Annotated in this window: 26 protein-coding genes; all 26 read right to left on the bottom strand. The window is 55.3% G+C overall.

Features of this window, described 5'->3' with window-relative positions:
* Nucleotides 1–74: 74 nt before the first annotated feature.
* Nucleotides 75–683: a 30S ribosomal protein S4 gene (rpsD, locus tag DDZ13_RS03115; protein WP_110129971.1), complete on the bottom strand. Its 609-nt coding sequence runs from the start codon at nt 681–683 to the stop codon at nt 75–77.
* Nucleotides 684–742: 59 nt separating this feature from the next.
* Nucleotides 743–1,255, bottom strand: coding sequence for a 30S ribosomal protein S11 (gene rpsK / locus DDZ13_RS03110; protein WP_110129970.1), 513 nt, complete (start codon nt 1,253–1,255; stop codon nt 743–745).
* A gap of 24 nt (nt 1,256–1,279) precedes the next feature.
* Nucleotides 1,280–1,642 (bottom strand): 30S ribosomal protein S13, encoded by a 363-nt coding sequence (gene rpsM / locus DDZ13_RS03105; protein ID WP_110129969.1) that lies wholly within the window; start codon nt 1,640–1,642, stop codon nt 1,280–1,282.
* A 73-nt stretch (nt 1,643–1,715) separates the two neighbouring features.
* Nucleotides 1,716–2,483, bottom strand: a complete 768-nt coding sequence (gene map / locus DDZ13_RS03100) for a type I methionyl aminopeptidase (protein WP_110129968.1) — start codon at nt 2,481–2,483, stop codon at nt 1,716–1,718.
* Between the two features lie 96 nt (nt 2,484–2,579).
* A complete protein-coding gene (gene secY, locus DDZ13_RS03095; protein ID WP_110129967.1) occupies nt 2,580–4,091 on the bottom strand; it encodes a preprotein translocase subunit SecY in 1,512 nt (503 codons plus the stop codon).
* A gap of 38 nt (nt 4,092–4,129) precedes the next feature.
* Nucleotides 4,130–4,627, bottom strand: coding sequence for a 50S ribosomal protein L15 (rplO, locus tag DDZ13_RS03090; RefSeq protein ID WP_110129966.1), 498 nt, complete (start codon nt 4,625–4,627; stop codon nt 4,130–4,132).
* Between the two features lie 13 nt (nt 4,628–4,640).
* Nucleotides 4,641–5,168 carry a 30S ribosomal protein S5 gene (gene rpsE / locus DDZ13_RS03085; protein ID WP_110129965.1) on the bottom strand — a complete coding sequence of 176 codons (528 nt, stop codon included), beginning with the start codon at nt 5,166–5,168 and terminating at the stop codon, nt 4,641–4,643.
* An 8-nt stretch (nt 5,169–5,176) separates the two neighbouring features.
* Nucleotides 5,177–5,533: a 50S ribosomal protein L18 gene (gene rplR, locus DDZ13_RS03080; protein WP_110129964.1), complete on the bottom strand. Its 357-nt coding sequence runs from the start codon at nt 5,531–5,533 to the stop codon at nt 5,177–5,179.
* A gap of 20 nt (nt 5,534–5,553) precedes the next feature.
* On the bottom strand, nt 5,554–6,090 hold the full coding sequence (gene rplF, locus DDZ13_RS03075) for a 50S ribosomal protein L6 (RefSeq protein ID WP_110129963.1): 537 nt from the start codon (nt 6,088–6,090) through the stop codon (nt 5,554–5,556).
* A gap of 15 nt (nt 6,091–6,105) precedes the next feature.
* Nucleotides 6,106–6,504: a 30S ribosomal protein S8 gene (rpsH, locus tag DDZ13_RS03070; protein WP_110129962.1), complete on the bottom strand. Its 399-nt coding sequence runs from the start codon at nt 6,502–6,504 to the stop codon at nt 6,106–6,108.
* A gap of 45 nt (nt 6,505–6,549) precedes the next feature.
* Nucleotides 6,550–6,855, bottom strand: a complete 306-nt coding sequence (gene rpsN, locus DDZ13_RS03065) for a 30S ribosomal protein S14 (RefSeq protein WP_110129961.1) — start codon at nt 6,853–6,855, stop codon at nt 6,550–6,552.
* 21 nt (nt 6,856–6,876) lie between these two features.
* Nucleotides 6,877–7,476: a 50S ribosomal protein L5 gene (gene rplE / locus DDZ13_RS03060; RefSeq protein WP_110129960.1), complete on the bottom strand. Its 600-nt coding sequence runs from the start codon at nt 7,474–7,476 to the stop codon at nt 6,877–6,879.
* A 100-nt stretch (nt 7,477–7,576) separates the two neighbouring features.
* Nucleotides 7,577–7,819, bottom strand: a complete 243-nt coding sequence (gene rplX / locus DDZ13_RS03055) for a 50S ribosomal protein L24 (RefSeq protein WP_110129959.1) — start codon at nt 7,817–7,819, stop codon at nt 7,577–7,579.
* A 1-nt stretch (nt 7,820) separates the two neighbouring features.
* Nucleotides 7,821–8,183 carry a 50S ribosomal protein L14 gene (rplN, locus tag DDZ13_RS03050; RefSeq protein WP_110129958.1) on the bottom strand — a complete coding sequence of 121 codons (363 nt, stop codon included), beginning with the start codon at nt 8,181–8,183 and terminating at the stop codon, nt 7,821–7,823.
* A 34-nt stretch (nt 8,184–8,217) separates the two neighbouring features.
* Nucleotides 8,218–8,502, bottom strand: coding sequence for a 30S ribosomal protein S17 (rpsQ, locus tag DDZ13_RS03045; RefSeq protein ID WP_110129957.1), 285 nt, complete (start codon nt 8,500–8,502; stop codon nt 8,218–8,220).
* Between the two features lie 20 nt (nt 8,503–8,522).
* Complete coding sequence (gene rpmC / locus DDZ13_RS03040; protein WP_110129956.1) at nt 8,523–8,726, bottom strand: 50S ribosomal protein L29; 204 nt, start codon at nt 8,724–8,726, stop codon at nt 8,523–8,525.
* 25 nt (nt 8,727–8,751) lie between these two features.
* Nucleotides 8,752–9,171, bottom strand: coding sequence for a 50S ribosomal protein L16 (rplP, locus tag DDZ13_RS03035; RefSeq protein ID WP_110129955.1), 420 nt, complete (start codon nt 9,169–9,171; stop codon nt 8,752–8,754).
* A 38-nt stretch (nt 9,172–9,209) separates the two neighbouring features.
* Nucleotides 9,210–9,842: a 30S ribosomal protein S3 gene (gene rpsC / locus DDZ13_RS03030; protein WP_110129954.1), complete on the bottom strand. Its 633-nt coding sequence runs from the start codon at nt 9,840–9,842 to the stop codon at nt 9,210–9,212.
* Nucleotides 9,843–9,863: 21 nt separating this feature from the next.
* On the bottom strand, nt 9,864–10,199 hold the full coding sequence (rplV, locus tag DDZ13_RS03025; RefSeq protein ID WP_110129953.1) for a 50S ribosomal protein L22: 336 nt from the start codon (nt 10,197–10,199) through the stop codon (nt 9,864–9,866).
* 5 nt (nt 10,200–10,204) lie between these two features.
* Nucleotides 10,205–10,576 (bottom strand): hypothetical protein, encoded by a 372-nt coding sequence (locus DDZ13_RS03020; RefSeq protein ID WP_110129952.1) that lies wholly within the window; start codon nt 10,574–10,576, stop codon nt 10,205–10,207.
* A gap of 19 nt (nt 10,577–10,595) precedes the next feature.
* The gene (rpsS, locus tag DDZ13_RS03015; protein WP_110129951.1) at nt 10,596–10,859 is read right to left on the bottom strand and encodes a 30S ribosomal protein S19; all 264 of its coding nucleotides are present in this window, start codon (nt 10,857–10,859) and stop codon (nt 10,596–10,598) included.
* 13 nt (nt 10,860–10,872) lie between these two features.
* On the bottom strand, nt 10,873–11,718 hold the full coding sequence (rplB, locus tag DDZ13_RS03010) for a 50S ribosomal protein L2 (RefSeq protein WP_110129950.1): 846 nt from the start codon (nt 11,716–11,718) through the stop codon (nt 10,873–10,875).
* A 21-nt stretch (nt 11,719–11,739) separates the two neighbouring features.
* On the bottom strand, nt 11,740–12,030 hold the full coding sequence (gene rplW, locus DDZ13_RS03005) for a 50S ribosomal protein L23 (protein WP_110129949.1): 291 nt from the start codon (nt 12,028–12,030) through the stop codon (nt 11,740–11,742).
* Between the two features lie 2 nt (nt 12,031–12,032).
* Entirely contained in the window at nt 12,033–12,668 is a 636-nt protein-coding gene (rplD, locus tag DDZ13_RS03000; protein ID WP_110129948.1) for a 50S ribosomal protein L4, read from the bottom strand.
* 26 nt (nt 12,669–12,694) lie between these two features.
* Complete coding sequence (gene rplC, locus DDZ13_RS02995) at nt 12,695–13,339, bottom strand: 50S ribosomal protein L3 (RefSeq protein ID WP_110129947.1); 645 nt, start codon at nt 13,337–13,339, stop codon at nt 12,695–12,697.
* A gap of 158 nt (nt 13,340–13,497) precedes the next feature.
* Nucleotides 13,498–16,152, bottom strand: coding sequence for a DUF2339 domain-containing protein (locus DDZ13_RS02990; RefSeq protein WP_110129946.1), 2,655 nt, complete (start codon nt 16,150–16,152; stop codon nt 13,498–13,500).
* Nucleotides 16,153–16,562 lie beyond the last annotated feature (410 nt).

Below are 16,562 nucleotides of genomic sequence, written 5' to 3'. Positions count from 1 at the left end.
GGGCTGTATGTTAAATTAACTATTTTTGTTGGAATGGTGAAAACCGTACTTGTGTGCGCATGAGAGCGCCAACACTAACGGCTGTAGTATTCAACAATCAGTTGAACGTTGATGGAGTCTTCAGTCTCTTCGCTGGAAGGAAGATGATTGACCGTTGCTTTCAAAGCATCGGCATTCAGGGACAGCCATTCCGGTACGGTGCGTGCCTGGCTCTCTTCCATGCAGCGGGTCGCGAGCTGACGGGAGGAAGTACGCTCACGCACTTCGATCTCATCACCCTCTTTCACCATAAAGCTGGGGATGTCGGTCTTAACACCATTCACCAAGATATGGCCGTGACCCACAAACTGACGTGCTGCCGCGCGTGACTTGGCAAAGCCCAGGCGGTAGATCACGCTGTCCAGACGACTTTCCAACATTTGAAGGAAAATCTCACCAGTCACACCACGGGTGTTTTTGGCTTTTTCGAAAGTGAGGCGGAACTGCTTCTCCGTCATGCCATACATGAAGCGCAGTTTCTGCTTTTCGTTCAAACCGATCGCGTATTCGCTCAATTTGCGGCGCAAACGCGGGCCGTGCTGGCCGGGAGGGTGCGGTTTACGCTCAAAAGCTTTAGTCGGGGCAAAGATCGCCTGACTGAAGCGACGGTTGATGCGGGTTGTAGGTCCTGTGTAACGGGCCATGGTGTGCTGTTATTGTATCTGCTAACTAGGATTGAATGCGTCTGACTGGCAGAGTCAGTTTAGACGCGACGACGTTTCGGAGAACGGCAACCGTTGTGGGGGACCGGAGTCACATCCACGATTTCAGTTACGATCATACCGAGAGATTGAAGTGCACGGACTGCGGAGTCGCGACCCATACCCGGGCCCTTGAGCTTGACGACGACTTCCTTCATGCCGTGGGACATGGCGACACGTCCGGCATCCTGAGTCACCACCTGCGCGGCGTAGGCAGTGGACTTGCGGGAGCCGCGGAAGTTGCACTTGCCAGCGCTGGACCAGGAAATGACGTTACCACGAGCGTCGGTGAACGTGACTTTTGTGTTGTTGAAGGTGGCGAGCACATTGACCACGCCGGAAGTAATATTCTTACTTCCCTTGGCACGCCGAATCTTGACGCCATCAAGCTCGCTCTTGAGGAGGTCCTCAGCAGTCACCTCTTTTTTCTTTTCAGGCTCAGCGCCTTCTTCAGTGGCGGCGGCTGCGGCGACCTTTTCTTCTTCTTCAGTTGCTTTAACTTCTTCTTCGCTCATGGGAAATAGCTGGTTGGTGCGTAATTACTTACGAACGGGCTTGATCGCACCTTTACGGGTGCGGGCGTTTGTCTTGGTACGTTGACCGCGAACCGGGAGTCCGCGCATATGGCGCATGCCCCGCACACTGCGGATGGCAGAGAGGCGCTTGAGATTCGCAGTGCGCTCGCGGCGGAGATCACCTTCGCAGAGGTACTGCTTATCACCGATGATGGATGCGAGCTGGTTGACCTCTTCTTCACTGAGGTCGCCGGCACGGCGATCAGGATCGAGACCTGACTCCGCAACGACAGCTTTCGCGCGTGTTGGCCCGATGCCATAAACATAACGAAGCGAGTATTCTAGCTTCTTGTTGGCGGGTATATCGACTCCAAGGATACGTGGCATAATAAAAAGTGGTTTTGACCCGCAGAATTACGGGAAAGCGGTGGAAAATAGCAGTTTAAGTTAGTTTGAAAAGTTAATTTTTTGGAATTGTTAAAATTTCCGGGTCCCCGTTGGTCACGAGAACGGTGTGTTCGAAGTGGGCGGAAGACTTTCCGTCCTGTGTGACGGCAGTCCAGCCGTCGTCCAGTAATTTCACCTTACCGGTGCCGAGATTGATCATGGGCTCGATAGCCAGGGCCATGCCGGGCTTGAGGAGCGCTCCACTGCCGCGCCGACCAAAATTCGGAATTTGCGGCGGCTCATGCATGGTCTTGCCGACCCCGTGCCCGACAAAATCACGGACGATACCGTAATTGTGGCGCTTGATGTACCGTTCGACGGCGTTGGAGATGTCGCCCACGCGGTTTCCGGCACGGGCGAAAGTAATCGCGTAATCGAGGGATTCGCGGGTTGCCGCGATGAGATCCGCGTTTTCTTCGGCAACAGGCTCCACCAATACGGTGGTGGCGTTGTCGCCGATGTAGCCGTTGTGAGACACGACCACGTCCAGTGAAACCACATCGCCGGGTTGTATGACCCGTTTCATTGTGCCGATACCATGCACGATCTCCTCATTGACGGAGATGCAGGTGTAGGCCGGAAAGACATGATTGCCGGAGCGGTAGTTATGGCAGGCGCTTTGCGCACCGAGCGCTTCAATCTGCTTGCGGCCGAGCTGATCCAAGTCGTAGGTCGTCACTCCCGCTTCAGTCGCATCGACCAGTGCCTTGAGGACAGTGGCTGCGATTTGGCAGGCTTCACGAATCGATTGAATTTCTTCGTCGGAACGAATGTATTTCATCGGTCGGCTTAGCTAAGGTGAATCAAAGAACAGGTGGGAAACGAAGAAGATCCGGGTAATCAGAACTCCTTCGGCGTATGGTCCGGCCAGCAGGGCTTAGCCGAGATTTAAAAACCAGGAAACGATTCCGAGGACGAACAGGGCCACCGCGATGAAGAGCAGCGGGCGCCAGGCTGTCCAGAAATCCTGCAGGCCGGCGGTATCGACGATCTGCTTGGTGCGGGCCGCGGAACGACCGCGCATTTTACCCTTCTTCAGGAAACCGTCGTAGTGGCGCTGAAGCAGGTAAGTCTCAATCTGGCGCATGGTGTCGAGAAGCACACCAACGGTAATCAACATACCCGTCCCGCCGAAGAAAATAGCGACGCTGAAAGGCACATTGTAGGCGTACAGGAGAATGTCGGGGAAAAGCGCGATCAGTGTCAGTGACAGTGCACCGAACAAGGTCAGGCGCGTCATGATGTAGTCGAGGAACTTTGCTGTTGGCTCACCCGGGCGAACGCCGGGGATGTAGCCACCGTTCTTCTTCAAATCATCCGCGATCTGAATGGGTTTAAACATCATCGATACCCAGAAGTAACTGAATATCAGAATGAGAAGACCGAAAATGATGTAGTAAGCCGGGCGACCGTGGGCAATCGAATCGGCAAAGTCGTTAAAGAAACGCATCCCCGTAGCGGAACCGAGATAGCTCAGTATTTGAGCCGGGAACATCAAAATCGCGCTACCGAAAATAACAGGCATCACACCGGCGTAATTGACCTTGAGCGGAAGGAAGGAGCTTTGTCCGCCGTAGACTTTACGACCGACCACACGCTTCGCATACTGGACCGGGATCTTACGCTGGGCCTGGGTGATGGCCACCAGCCCCGCAGTCACGGCAAAGAGCAGTGCCAGCATAAGTACGCCTTCCGGCACACCAAGGGCGGCACCTTCAGAACCGACCGGAGCGACAAACATCTGATAAGCTGCGGCGACTGCACCCGGAAGACCCGAAATAATACTGACCGTAATCAAGAGCGAAATACCATTACCGATACCCTTCTGGGTAATCTGCTCGCCGAGCCAAACCATGATCATGGTGCCGGCGGTCAGGAAGATCGTACCCGTAATCAAAAACGGCACCTGTCCGGCGATCACGACTTCACCGTATTCGGCCGGGTTAAAACCCTGTCCGATCAAGCTACCCGGGTTTGTCGAGAGAGCGACGAGCAGCAACAAGCCCTGCACGATGCAAATGGCAATCGTGAGATAGCGGGTGTACTGGTTGATCTTTTGACGACCGACATCACCTTCCTGCTGAAGACGCGCAATTGTGGGAAATACCGCGCCTACCAGTTGCATAATAATCGAGGCACTGATGTAGGGCATAATCCCCAAAGCGAATACGGCCCCTTTCAATAGCGCGCCGCCGGTAAACATGTTGAACATGCCGACCACTCCGTTGGATCCGCCCTGGGAAGCAAAAAAGTCCTCAATCGGCCCGATGTTCATGCCGGGGAGCGGAATATTCGCACCCACACGAGCAATGAAAAGAAGCGCCAGAGTGAAGAAGATCTTCTGGCGCAGCTCGGGAATTTTCAGGGAATTGGTAAAAGCAGAAAGCATTGATGATAGCCCTTACTGCCGGTTCGGGGAGAACCGGCTTATGCGTCGTCCTTTTCTTCGGCTTCTGCCGTCTCGGCCGGTTCGGCACTCTCAACCGCAGCTTCGACGATCTTGCCGCCGGCAGCTTCGATTTTCGACTTGGCGGAACCGGAAACTTTATCGACCTCGACGGTAAATGCCTTGGAGAGCTCACCGTCACCGAGCAACTTCACCCCCTGATCGTTGTCACGGATAAGGCCGGCCTTCACAAGAGACTCGCGGTTGACGGCATCGCCCTCGAGCTTTTCGAGGTCACCGACATTCACCAGTTGGAAGGTGGTCTTGAAGTTCTTGTTGTTAAAACCACGACGTGGAAGCTTACGATAGAGCGGCATTTGACCACCCTCGAAACCGATGCGGATACCGCCACCGGAGCGTGCTTTCTGACCCTTGTGGCCCTTGCCAGAAGTTTTGCCGTGTCCACTGCCCTCGCCGCGTCCAAGACGCTTGGTCGGGTGAGTGGCACCTTTGATAGTGGGAATGCTTTGAAGGTTCATGACTTAAGGATCCTTAGGCTTCGGCGGCGACTTTGTCACCGAAGCGGACGTTTTGAATTTCCTCGTTCGAACGAAGCTGCTGGAGTGCGTCCATCGTAGCCTTCACCATGGCGAGGTGATTGTTCGAGCCGAGTGATTTGGAGAGAATGTTTTTAATACCGACGGATTCGAGAACCGCACGGCAACCACCGCCAGCGATAACACCCGTACCGTCCGATGCGGGACGAAGCAGCACTTTACCGCCGTCGGCCTCACCCAACACGTGGTGCGGGATGGTGTCGCCACGGAGTTTAACTTCGACGAGGTTCTTCTTGGCTTGTTCGGTGCCTTTGCGGATACACTCGGGAACTTCCTTGGCCTTGCCGTAACCGACACCGACCTGGCCCTTCTGATCGCCCACGACAACCAGCGCGGCGAAGCTGAAGCGGCGACCACCCTTCACGACTTTCGCACAACGGTTGATGTGCACGACTTTCTCGACGAACTCGGGAGCTTCTTCGGCTTGGTCAGCCGGCGAAAATGATCTGTTTTGTTTGCTCATGTAGATTCTTAGAACTGGAGTCCACCTTCGCGGGCGGCTTCGGCGAATGACTTAACGCAACCGTGATAGCGACGACCGGCACGGTCGAAGACAACACTTTCGATACCGGCCGTCTTGGCTTTTTCAGCGATAGCCTTGCCCAGGGCATTGGCGCCTTCGCTGTTCGCTTTGAGATCGGTATCTTTTCCACCGACGGAGGTAACGTAGGCCAAGGTGTGGCCCTTTACGTCGTCGATGCATTGCGCGTAGATGTGCTTGTTGGAGAAATGCACAGCAAGGCGCGGGCGCTCTGCGGTGCCCTGGACCTTCTTGCGAATGCGCCAGCGGCGCTTCTGTGCGAGAGATTGTTTCTTCTGAAGTTTCATAACTAGGCCTCAGCTAATAATTAAGCGGACTTCTTACCCTCCTTGCGGCGGACGTATTTGCCAACGATGTGGACACCCTTGCCCTTGTAAGGCTCGGCCGGGTAGAATGCATAAATGGAGGCGGTAATTTCGCCCACCATCTGTTTGTCGGCACCTTCGACTGTGATCTTCGTGTTTTCCTTCACAGTGACGGTGATGCCTTCGGGAATTGTGATCTCACACGGGTGTGACTTGCCGAGGGCCATATCCAGAACGTTGCCCTTAAGCGCGCCGCGGAAACCGACACCTTTGAGCTCAAGCTCTTTCTTGTAGCCTTCGACGACGCCGATCACCATGTTGTTGATGATGGACCGGACAGTGCCGTACATCGCATAAGCGTGCGGGCTCTTATCTGCCGGAGTCACACGCACCTCGCTGTCGGCGAGTTCGATGTTGACCGAGCGGTCGAATGTTTTTTCGAGTTTGCCCTTAGGCCCTTCGACACGGACGGTTTGACCATCGATAGCGACGGTTGCCTTGTCGAGGACGGGGACGGGAAGTTTACCAATTCTGCTCATCGTAGTGCCTTTCTATTACCAGACTTTGCAGACGAGCTCACCGCCGACGCCAGCTTCGCGGGCATCGCGGGCGCGCATCACGCCTTTCGAGGTTGTCAGGATGGCGACACCAAGTCCACCGAGTACACGGGGGATGTCTTTGCAACCATAGTAGAGACGACGACCGGGCGTACTGTGACGCTCGATGCCTGTGATCGCCGGTGTGTCACCGACAAACTTGAGAGAAAGCGTCAGGGTTTTGAAACCCTTTTCATTTTCGCCTTCGCTGACGTCGTTAATGTAGCCCTCATCCTTAAGGATCGCAGCGATTGCGGCGCGCATTTTGGAGCTCTGCATTGTGCAGGTGTCCTTATGCGCCGCGCTTGCGTTACGGATGGTGGTGAGGAAATCGCCGATTGTATCGTGAACTGCCATAGTCTTGAAACTGCTGGGTTTTCAGAAGTGAAGTAAGTCGTTTGCTTACCAGGAGGATTTAGTCACACCGGGAATCTTGCCTTGGGTGGCGAGCTCACGGAATGTGATACGGGAGAGACCGAACTTGCGGATGAATGCGCGGGGACGACCGGTGACGGAGCAGCGGTTGCGCGCACGGATCGGGGAGCTGTTCTTGGGCAGCTTCGAGAGCTTGGCCTGAGCCTTGTAAAACTCTTCGTCCGGAGTTTCGGGATCCGCGAGGATTGCCTTCAGCTCAGCACGCTTCTTTGCGTATTTTTCGATCATACGCACGCGCTTCAGATTGCGTTGAATTGCAGATTTTTTTGCCATGTTGTGTCCTGGATCGTAAAGTTATGCGTTTGCCTGTTCCGCGGTTGCTGCGGCAGCTTCCTCAGCAGCCACTTCGGAACTGGACTTGCGGAAAGGCATACCGAAAAGGCGGAGCAGTTCGCGCCCCTCTTCATCCGTTCCCGCGCTGGTTGCGAAAGAGATATCCATACCGATCGTAGCGGACGTACCTTCGGCACTCACTTCCGGAAAGATGGTGTGGTCGGAAATACCAAGCGTGTAGTTACCCTGGCCGTCCAGCTTGGAGGGTACGCCACGAAAGTCGCGAATGCAGGGCAGAGCGATGTTGATCAGGCGCATCATGAAATCATACATGGCCTCACCGCGGAGCGTGACCTTGCAACCGATCGGTTGGCCTTCACGAAGCTTGAAATTGGAGATACTGAGCTTCGCCTTGGTCGTCACCGGACGCTGTCCAGTAATCTTGGCGATCTCTTCTGCCACATAGTTGATGTGGTTCTTGTCTGCGGTCGCAGTAAAACCGGAGTTGATAACGATCTTTTTAACCGCGGGCACTTGGTGCGCGTTTTCGTAGCCGAACTTCTTTTTAAGCCCGGGAACAACCGTTTCGGTGTAGAGTTTCTGTAGGAGTGCTTTTGACATCGTATGTTTAGCCGGATTTCTGGCCCGACTAGCTAATGGTTTTCGATGATGGTGAAGAAAAAGTGCGTGAAAGTGCCTGAGTTAGCTGAGCTGGCAATGATTATTTGCTCTTGGCATCAAACTTCTCGGCCAGCATGACGTTGGAATAGTGGATGGGAGCTTCCTTCTCGACGGAGCCGCCTTCCGGATTCTCCTGAGACTTGCGCTCGTATTTCGTGACGAGGTTGACGCCTTCCACAAGGACCTTTTCCGGAGCCCGGACTTCAAGGACCTTACCCCGCTTGCCCTTGTGGGCGCCGGAGATAACGACAACTTCCTGTTCGCGTTTGATTGCTTTAGCCATGTTAGAGAACCTCCGGTGCAAGTGAAATGATCTTCATGTATTTGGCGCGGAGCTCACGGGCAACCGGTCCAAAAATACGTGTGCCTCTCGGATTTCCATCCGGATTAATGATAACGACTGCGTTGTTATCGAAACGCAAGTAGCTGCCATCACCACGGCGAACGGGGGCCTTGGTGCGGACGACCACGGCGCGAACGACTTCGCCCTTTTTGACGGAAGCATCGGTGGCGGCTTCCTTCACGGTGCAAACAACGACGTCGCCAACATCAGCGCTGCGCTTGCTTTGGCCGAGACGACGGATCATCTCTGCCGATTTGGCGCCTGTGTTGTCCGCGACGAAAACGCGGCTGTTCATCTGAATCATAGTAAGGGTCTCCTTATTGGAAATTTGTAAATTTTTATTCCTCGTCGCCGAGTTTGGGAGCGACTTCGAGCACGCGGGTGACGCGCCAGCGCTTGAGCTTGCTCAGCGGGCGGGTTTCCATGATCTCCACCTTGTCGCCAAGGCCGCACTCGTTTTTCTCGTCGTGTGCGTGGACCACGGTCTTGCGCCGAATCTCCTTTTTGTAGAGCGGGTGCGGAACTTTATAGGAGTAAGTGACCTTGATGGTTTTGTCACCGGAACGACTGGAGACAGTTCCGACAAGGGTCTTACGGGAATTACGTGTAGCGACAGCTTCCATATGAGTGATCGGCTAAATGTTTAAGCGCTGGCGGAGGCCAACTTCTTTTCCTTGAGGATGGTTTCAAGGCGCGCGATCTGGCGGCGCATTTCCTTGAATTGGTGCGGGTGTTCGACCTGGCCGGTCTGCTTACGCATGCGGAGATCGACTTGAGCGTCACGGGTGTCACGCAGCTGCTTTTCTATTTCAGCCTCGGACATTTCACGAATATCTTTTGTGCTCATGATAAATTTCTAAAACGTATTTGTGTTATACCTCTTCTTCGCGGGAAACGAAGCGGCAGTGGAAAGGAAGCTTTGTATCTGCCAGACGCAGGGCCTCGCGGGCAGCCGTGGCGGAACAACCGGCCACTTCGAAAAGCATGGTGCCGGGCTTGATCACGGCGACCCACTTCTCGACGCCGCCCTTGCCTTTACCCATCCGGGTTTCAGCGGGCTTTTTGGTCACCGGTTTGTGTGGAAAAACGCGGATCCAGACCTTGCCCTTACGCTTGAGGCTACGTGTCATCGCAACACGAGCTGCTTCGATCTGTTGCGAAGTCATACGACCGCGGGTGAGTGATTGTATACCGAAATCGCCGAAAGCCAGGGAATTACCCTTCTGGGCGGTTCCGTAGATGCGGCCCTTGTGGACTTTACGGTATTTTGTGCGTGATGGGAGAAGTGCCATGGTTCGCTAAAGTAAAAGGTTAAAATGTTCGTTCGTAATTAGACTTCTTCTTCGTCCGGGTGGCAGATCCAGCATTTGACGCCGATAATGCCGTAAACCGTGCTGGCTTCGGTGAAGCCGTATTCGATTTTCGCACGGAGTGTCTGAAGAGGCACTCGACCCTGGCGCTGTTGCTCGGTGCGGGCAATGTCGGCACCGCCGAGACGACCGGAACACTGGATACGGATACCGTCCGCACCCATCGCCATAGTGGTCTGGACAGCGCGCTTCATGGCGCGGCGGAAAGCGATACGGCGTTCAAGTTGCAGAGCGACATTCTCGGAAACAAGTTGTGCGGACAGGTCGGGACGCTTGACCTCCTGGATGTCCAGCATGATGTCCTTGCCGACTTTCTTGTTCAGCTGTGCCTTGATCTTGTCGAGCTCCTGCCCCTTACGACCGATGACGACACCGGGGCGTGCGGTAAAGATCTTAACGCGGACGCGACCGGAGGCGCGCTCGATGAAAATACGAGGCACGGAAGCGTAGCGAAGCTTCTCGGTCAGGAATGTACGGATGGTATGGTCCTCTTTGATGAAGGTCGGAAAATCCTTCTTGGAGGCATACCAGCGGGAATCCCAGTCGCGGGTTACTGCAAGGCGGAAGCCGATTGGATGAACTTTTTGTCCCATAATAAAAGTGGTCTTGGATTCTTAAGCCTCGTCGGAGAGGACAATGCGGATATTGCTGGTGCGCTTCTTGTAAGGGTGAGCCGAACCGCGGGCGGCGGGACGGAAACGACGGAAGGCGGGACCTTCCTCGACGATAGCCGACTCGATGGTAAGCGAGTCGGAGGAGAGGTTGTTATTATTCTCCGCATTCGCGATAGCAGACTGGAGCGTCTTGCTCACGAGACGTGCCGACTTGCGGGGGATAAAGCGCAAGATCTCGACTGCCTCAGCAGCATTGCGACCCTGGATAGCCTTGGTAATGTCGCGAACTTTCTTCGGCGACATGCGTGCGTATTTTGTGTAAGCTTGGACCTGCATGGTAATCAGCTGTTTTGAAGTGTTTTGATTCGGGCGATGTCACCCGCTTGAATGAAAGAGTCTTCGGACAGTTCGAGGATAAGGCCTGCAGAACGGTCGCTTTGGGATTTGATGATGATAAGCTCGCCAATTTCCTGGAAACCGCGGGAGACACGGCAGACCATGCCCAGGCGTATCCCCTGCTCCAGGCCGCCGTCGAGAATCACGACATCGGCAGCAAGCGAGGGAATAACCTCGGAAACGGGCGCAGCATTTGGGCTGTAGAGGCTTTCCTTAACGAAGCCGGGCACATCCGCACGCGCAACACCCGCAAGCAGCACCGCTCCGAGAAGGAACAGGCTCAGCAGTTTGGATGTGCGTTGTGCGTTTGTTTGCATGGCTGGGTGGGTCGAAAAATTACTTGCCGGTCGGGTGCCCCTTGAAAGTGCGGGTCGGTGCGAACTCGCCGAGTTTGTGGCCTACCATATTTTCGGTGACGTAAACCGGGAGGAAACTGCGGCCGTTGTGAACATTGAAGTTCAAACCAACGAAGTCCGGAGTGATCGTCGAACGGCGGGACCAAGTCTGGATCGGCTTGCGATCGTTGTTCGCCTGAGCCGTCTCAACCTTTTTGGCGAGGTGGGGATCGACGAAGAAACCTTTTTTAACGGAACGTGACATGATTAATCAGTAATTACTTCTTCTTCAATTGACGGCCGTTGCGACGGACAACGATCTGCGAATTGGTCGGATTGGATTTCTTGCGGGTGGGGAAGCCCTTGGAGAGCTGACCCCAGGGAGATTGCGGGTGACCACCACCGGAGGTGCGGCCTTCACCACCACCCATTGGGTGATCGACGGGATTCATGGCCACACCACGAACACGTGGGCGACGTCCGAGCCAGCGGCGGCGTCCTGCTTTACCAAGGCTTTGGCTCTCATGCTCGTGGTTGCCGACTTCACCGATCGTAGCGCGGCAGCGGGCGTTGAGATAGCGGATTTCACCGGAAGGCATTTTGACGGTGGCACGATCCCCGTCTACGGAAACAAGCTGTGCGGCTTGCCCTGCGGAACGGGCGATTTGTGCCCCGCGACCGGGGTGAAGTTCAATCGCATGGATCTTGGTGGCAGGCGGGACGATTGCGAGCGGCAGGCTGTAACCCGGGCTGAATTCAACGCGCTCATTAACGCTGAGGAGTGTATCGCCTTCCTTCACGCCGCGAGGCGCAAGGATGTAGCGTTTTTCACCGTCAGCGTAGGCAAGCAGCGCAAGGTTGGCCGTGCGGTTCGGATCATATTCGATCGCCTGTACCTTGGCCGGGATGTCGATCTTGTCGCGACGAAAGTCGATGATACGGTATGCCTTCTTGTGGCCACCGCCACGGCGACGGGAAGTGATGCGGCCATAGCAGTTACGGCCCTTCTTGTCGTGGATCTTGGTGGTAAGACGGCGCTCAGGCTTCTTCTTGGACACGTTCTGCTTGTTACGTGTCAGGAAGCGCTGACCAGGAGTCAAAGGTCTGGAATCTGTAAGTGGCATGATGTCTGGTCCCTTCGTGTGTTAAACGAGTTCGATGGCGTCGCCCTCTTTAAGTGTTACGATGGCCTTTTTGTGGCCACCCTTGGTACCGGGACGGCCGCGACGCATGCGGTCGACCTTCAGTTTCGGCTTCTTGTTGAGAATGTTTACCTTCGTCACCTCGACGTTGAACACTTTGGCCACGGCGCGCGCGACTTCCTTTCGGTTCGCATCGGGTGCGACTTCGAAAGTGTATTGGTTCAGGTTGGCCGCGAGATCGGCGGCTTTCTCGGTGATGCGGTATTCGCGAAGAATTTTGTCAGCAATAATCATGATTACTCACCTCCGTTGGCGCGTGCGATGATGGTTTCGATACCCTTGGAGCTCACGATGATGTGGCGGTAACGCACGACATCGAGTGTGCTGAGGTCGCCAGCTTCCGAGAGCGAAACGCCGTCGATATTACGTGCGGCCAGGGCAGCATTGTTTTCAAATTGGTCGTCAACGATCAGAACTTTACCACGCTCGGGAAGCACGGATGTCAGCACCTGATTGAAGAGCTTGGTCTTGGGCTCTTTTACTTCGAGCGCCTCGATCACGGAAAGACCGCCTTCGGAAGCGCGGTCAAAGAGCGCGCGCTGGAAAGCGAGGGCCTTCATCTTGCGATTGATCTTTTGCGAGTAATCGCGGGGCTTCGGGCCGTGGGCCACACCACCGTGACGTTGGTGTGGGACGCGGCGTGTGCCCTGACGGGCGGTACCGCTACCCTTTTGGCGGAAAAGCTTCTTACCGGAACCGGCCACTTCGGCACGGGTCTTGGTGGAGGCGTTGCCCTGGCGTTTGTTGGCCTGGTGTGCGATCACAACCTGACGAACCGCCGCAATGCCTTTGTCCCCCTCGAATGCCGGGAAGTTGGCGAATTCTTTTTCTTCGCTCTTTTTCCCGTCAGTTGTAAATACCTTAAGTTTCATCGTATCGTTTCCTTTCCTGCTCAGGGTTATGCCTTAGCGACTTTGTTCTTAACCGCAGTGCGGACGGTAACGAGGCTGCCACGGGAACCGGGAACACTGCCCTTGATCAGGATCAGGTTCTTGTCCGCTACAACCTTCACGATTTGCAGATTTTGGACCGTGCGGCGCACATCACCCATGTGACCGGGCATCTTCTTGCCCTTGATCACGTGACCGGGCCACTGGCACATCCCGTAAGAACCACCGCGACGGTGGAACATGGAACCGTGGGAAGCCGGACCACCGGCAAAACCGTAGCGCTTGACCACACCCTGGAAGCCGCGTCCCTTGGAAGTACCGATCACATCGATCTTCTGGCCTTCCTCGAACTTCTCGACCGTGAGGATGTCGCCGACACTCAATTCGGCGTCTCCGTTTGTACGGAACTCCTGCAGTTCAGCGACCGGTTCAACACCGGCCTTTTTAAAGTGACCCAATGCAGCCTTGGAGAGGCGGTGCTCTTTTTGCGGACGATATCCGATTTGCACGGCATCGTATCCGTCCTTCTCCGTGGACTTCACCTGCGTGACTGGGCAGGGTCCTGCTTCAATGACAGTAACAGGCACGAGACGATTCTCATCGTCAAATACCTGTGTCATTCCTATCTTTTTACCAAGTAGGGCTACGTTCATGATACTAATTGGCAGGTGGAGCAGAGGCTCCGTTTCCTAGACCTGCTTTAGTGGTTTAAAAAATGTGGGTGAATCGCCTCGGTTGGGAAGCGAGCGACGGAAAAAAGAGTCCTTGTTCACCCCCGTCAACCCTAGATTTCAAGAAATTTTATTTTTTCTTATTCCGGCGAATTCTCTCCGTCCGCTCTCACGCGGCGGGCAAAGACCACTTTATTGTAGAAAAACCCGATTCCGATAAGTGCAAGCCCCAGCCCAAGGAATGAGAGCACACGGAAGAGTCCTTCCAGTTCGGAGGCGTCGACAAGAAACACTTTACCCACCGTAACCAACAACAGGATGAGCGAGCCGACGTGTATGGCGGCCTGATCGCGCCACAACCCGACCGCCTGGTAAGCCACGGCCAGAAGCAGCCAGACCACGGAGTAGGTGTAGAGCTCACTGCTCGAAGTCGGACCACCCAGAAGATGGCTGCCTCCATAATAGTCCTGGACCAAAAATGTCATCCAGACAAAGCCCAGCAACATGGTAGCCGATTGATAAATCTGCCGTACGCCCTTCAATGCCTCGCGATCACTCCGCCAAGCCAGGGCGCAAGCGGCAGAGAACGGAACTCCGAACTGCAAAACGAGGGCATTCCAGAAAAAACTCTCCCCCTCAGCACCCGGGCCGCCCAGGTGCAACCACACGACACGCAGTCCGGCGAGCCCTGCGGTAACCCGACTTGCCCAACGAAGGGACGAGGACTTCAGCACGGAAAGAGCCACCGCGGCCAGAGCCAGCAGTGCGGTCAATCCCCCCAGAGCAGAAGCCAGAGTCCATGACTCCGGCATATATTGAGCGTGAAGCCACTGATACCCGGCGACAAATGCCACTAGCGAGACGATGCCAAGCACCCAAGCCAGCACCTGGTTCGACGGCCTCTCCCATACTCTGCGAAAACAGCCCCAGACGGAAACGAGACCGAGCAAGCCCGCAGCCCAGCCGAGGATGGAACGTCCACCCGGCTCGACCACGCCATGGATTGCCTCCTGAAAGAAATAGCCGACAGCCGATTCGGCGAAGGGAAGCATCCAGAGAGCCCAGATGCCCGCTAAAACAGACAGCACAAATTTCGAACGCCCGAAGCCTCGCCACTTCCAGTAGAGGGCTGCCGCAAATAAAAAGCCGGCAGCCGCATGCGCGAAATATTCCTCGGGCAGATAGAGCCAGATTCCGAACAAAGAAAGGAAAAAAGCGAAGGCCGAGTATCCCCCGGCGACAACCTTATCACCCTCTCTCCGCAAGAGATGCTCCCCCGCAGCAGCCAGCAAAGCAGCCCAGAATAGAGAAATGGCCAGCCAAACGGATGCACTCGGGGCCACCGCCACCACGATGATCTCGCGGTTCAAATAAAGCAGAGGCACCACCAGCAGCGCGGCTGCCATGGAAACACTCCTCCAGGCAAGCGGCCGCTCTGAAGAAAGTCCACGCCAGTGGCCCACCGCGAAGAACAAAGCCATCAGTCCGAGCGGTGTCGCCAACCAGCTGGCCCATTCCCCACTCGCGTTCGAAACCGTCGCGGCGGCCACCGCCGATAATGCCAGCCAGGCCGCCCAGATAAAATCGTCTTCCTTGAGGACCGCCAATAGCAGCGCAGCCAAACTCAATAAACTGAAAAGCGCCATGTCGACGGCGGCAAAGCCACCAATCAGCACCAGCACCAAGCCCTGCGCCAGGCCACCACCCCAGGTCAGACAACGAATCCCCGTCAATAGGCGAACCCCAGCCGGGCCTTGGGCACCATTCTTGGCGAGAAAAACCCAGGCCGCGTTGACCAGACAGATCCCGAGAACGAAAATTAAAGTCCCCTCAAGATTATCGAGCGTCCCGGTCAGGTTGCCGACGATAACAACCGTCGACCAAAGGTAGGTGCCTACCAATGAACCCAATAACAAGGCCCACCAACCTCGGCGCATGCAGAGAAACTGCGCGCCGCAGAACAGCAGGAAGAGATAGCTGAAAAGCATGACGGTATCATTTGACCCAGTCGACATGAGCCATGGGGTGAGAAAGCCACCAACCAGACCCATCAACGCCACCGGTGCACCGTTTTTCAATGAAAGCACCACCGCCAGCACGGTGACAGACAACATCGCGACAAAGCCCTGCCCCGCAATAAGGAAGCTGTAAAGATGCACGGAGGCATACGCGGCAAAATATAAACAGGCGATGCCGGCCCCCGACAGCGCCTGCCCGATCCGTCCGTTGGCAATTTGCGTCGACTTCACTCCGATGACGAATCCGGCAACACAAAGCAAAGCCCCAAAGCCGGTCGTCAGCCAGATTCGCACGGCCGGAGTCATCAGACCCTCGTCGATCGAATATTTAATCATGTAAAAGCCCGCCATGAGCAGCGCGACACTGCCGACCCAAATCGCAATTTTACTGAACCAGTCCTGCGAGTCCCCGGACGTCTTTTCCTTAGCCCCCGCAGCGGATTGAGCCACCACAGGGATGGGGGGAGGCGCAGTCTCATTCACCGTTTTCGCGCTTTCCCCTCCCCCGGACTTCGGGGCCGTACCCGCCACGGGCTGCTTCGGGAATACCCGATCCGGAAATCCCGGCTTCGATTGTTGGGCCGGCGCGTCGGGCAACTCTCTCCCCTGATCTCGAACCGGCGCACGCTCCGGCCGCTGCCGGCGCAGTCCGTCCACTTCCCGCTGAAGACGTTCCAGCTCATCGCGCTGACGGTTGATTCGGGCCAGATTCACCCACGGTAGGATTGCAGCCGCAACCAAGAGAAGGACGAGAAGAAGAGCAAGGAGTTCCATCATGCGAAAAACTAAAAAATATACTTGAACATTGTTCAATATTTATTTTAAACGATGTTCAGAATGTTAACCCAAAGAAAGGACAATTTATGACAGGAATGATGATCCCACTTATATTAATCGGCGCGGGCCTTCTCGTTGCCTTATTATTGGCGAAGCCCATCTGGGTAAGAGCGCTCTGCCTCATCGGCGGGTTGTATTCGCAATCTGGTTTACCACCATCCTCAGCAGCGTTCCAGGGTTCTACACACAAGACCATCGCGAAGTCGAAAACCGATATCACCGGCAAATCATTAGCGAAATCGAAAGATTGTTGGCAGACGAGCGGATGAATGATGCGAAGCATCTAGCGAAGGATTATTTGGAAAAGACAGAAGACGGCTCATTCATGCGAAGCCCTCTGCATGAAATAA

The sequence above is a fragment of the Coraliomargarita sinensis genome, from assembly GCF_003185655.1.
GTDB classification, from domain to species: domain Bacteria; phylum Verrucomicrobiota; class Verrucomicrobiia; order Opitutales; family Coraliomargaritaceae; genus Coraliomargarita_B; species Coraliomargarita_B sinensis.
The sequence above is the reverse complement of the archived record's forward strand: the minus strand, read 5'-3'. Positions and strand labels throughout refer to the sequence as shown.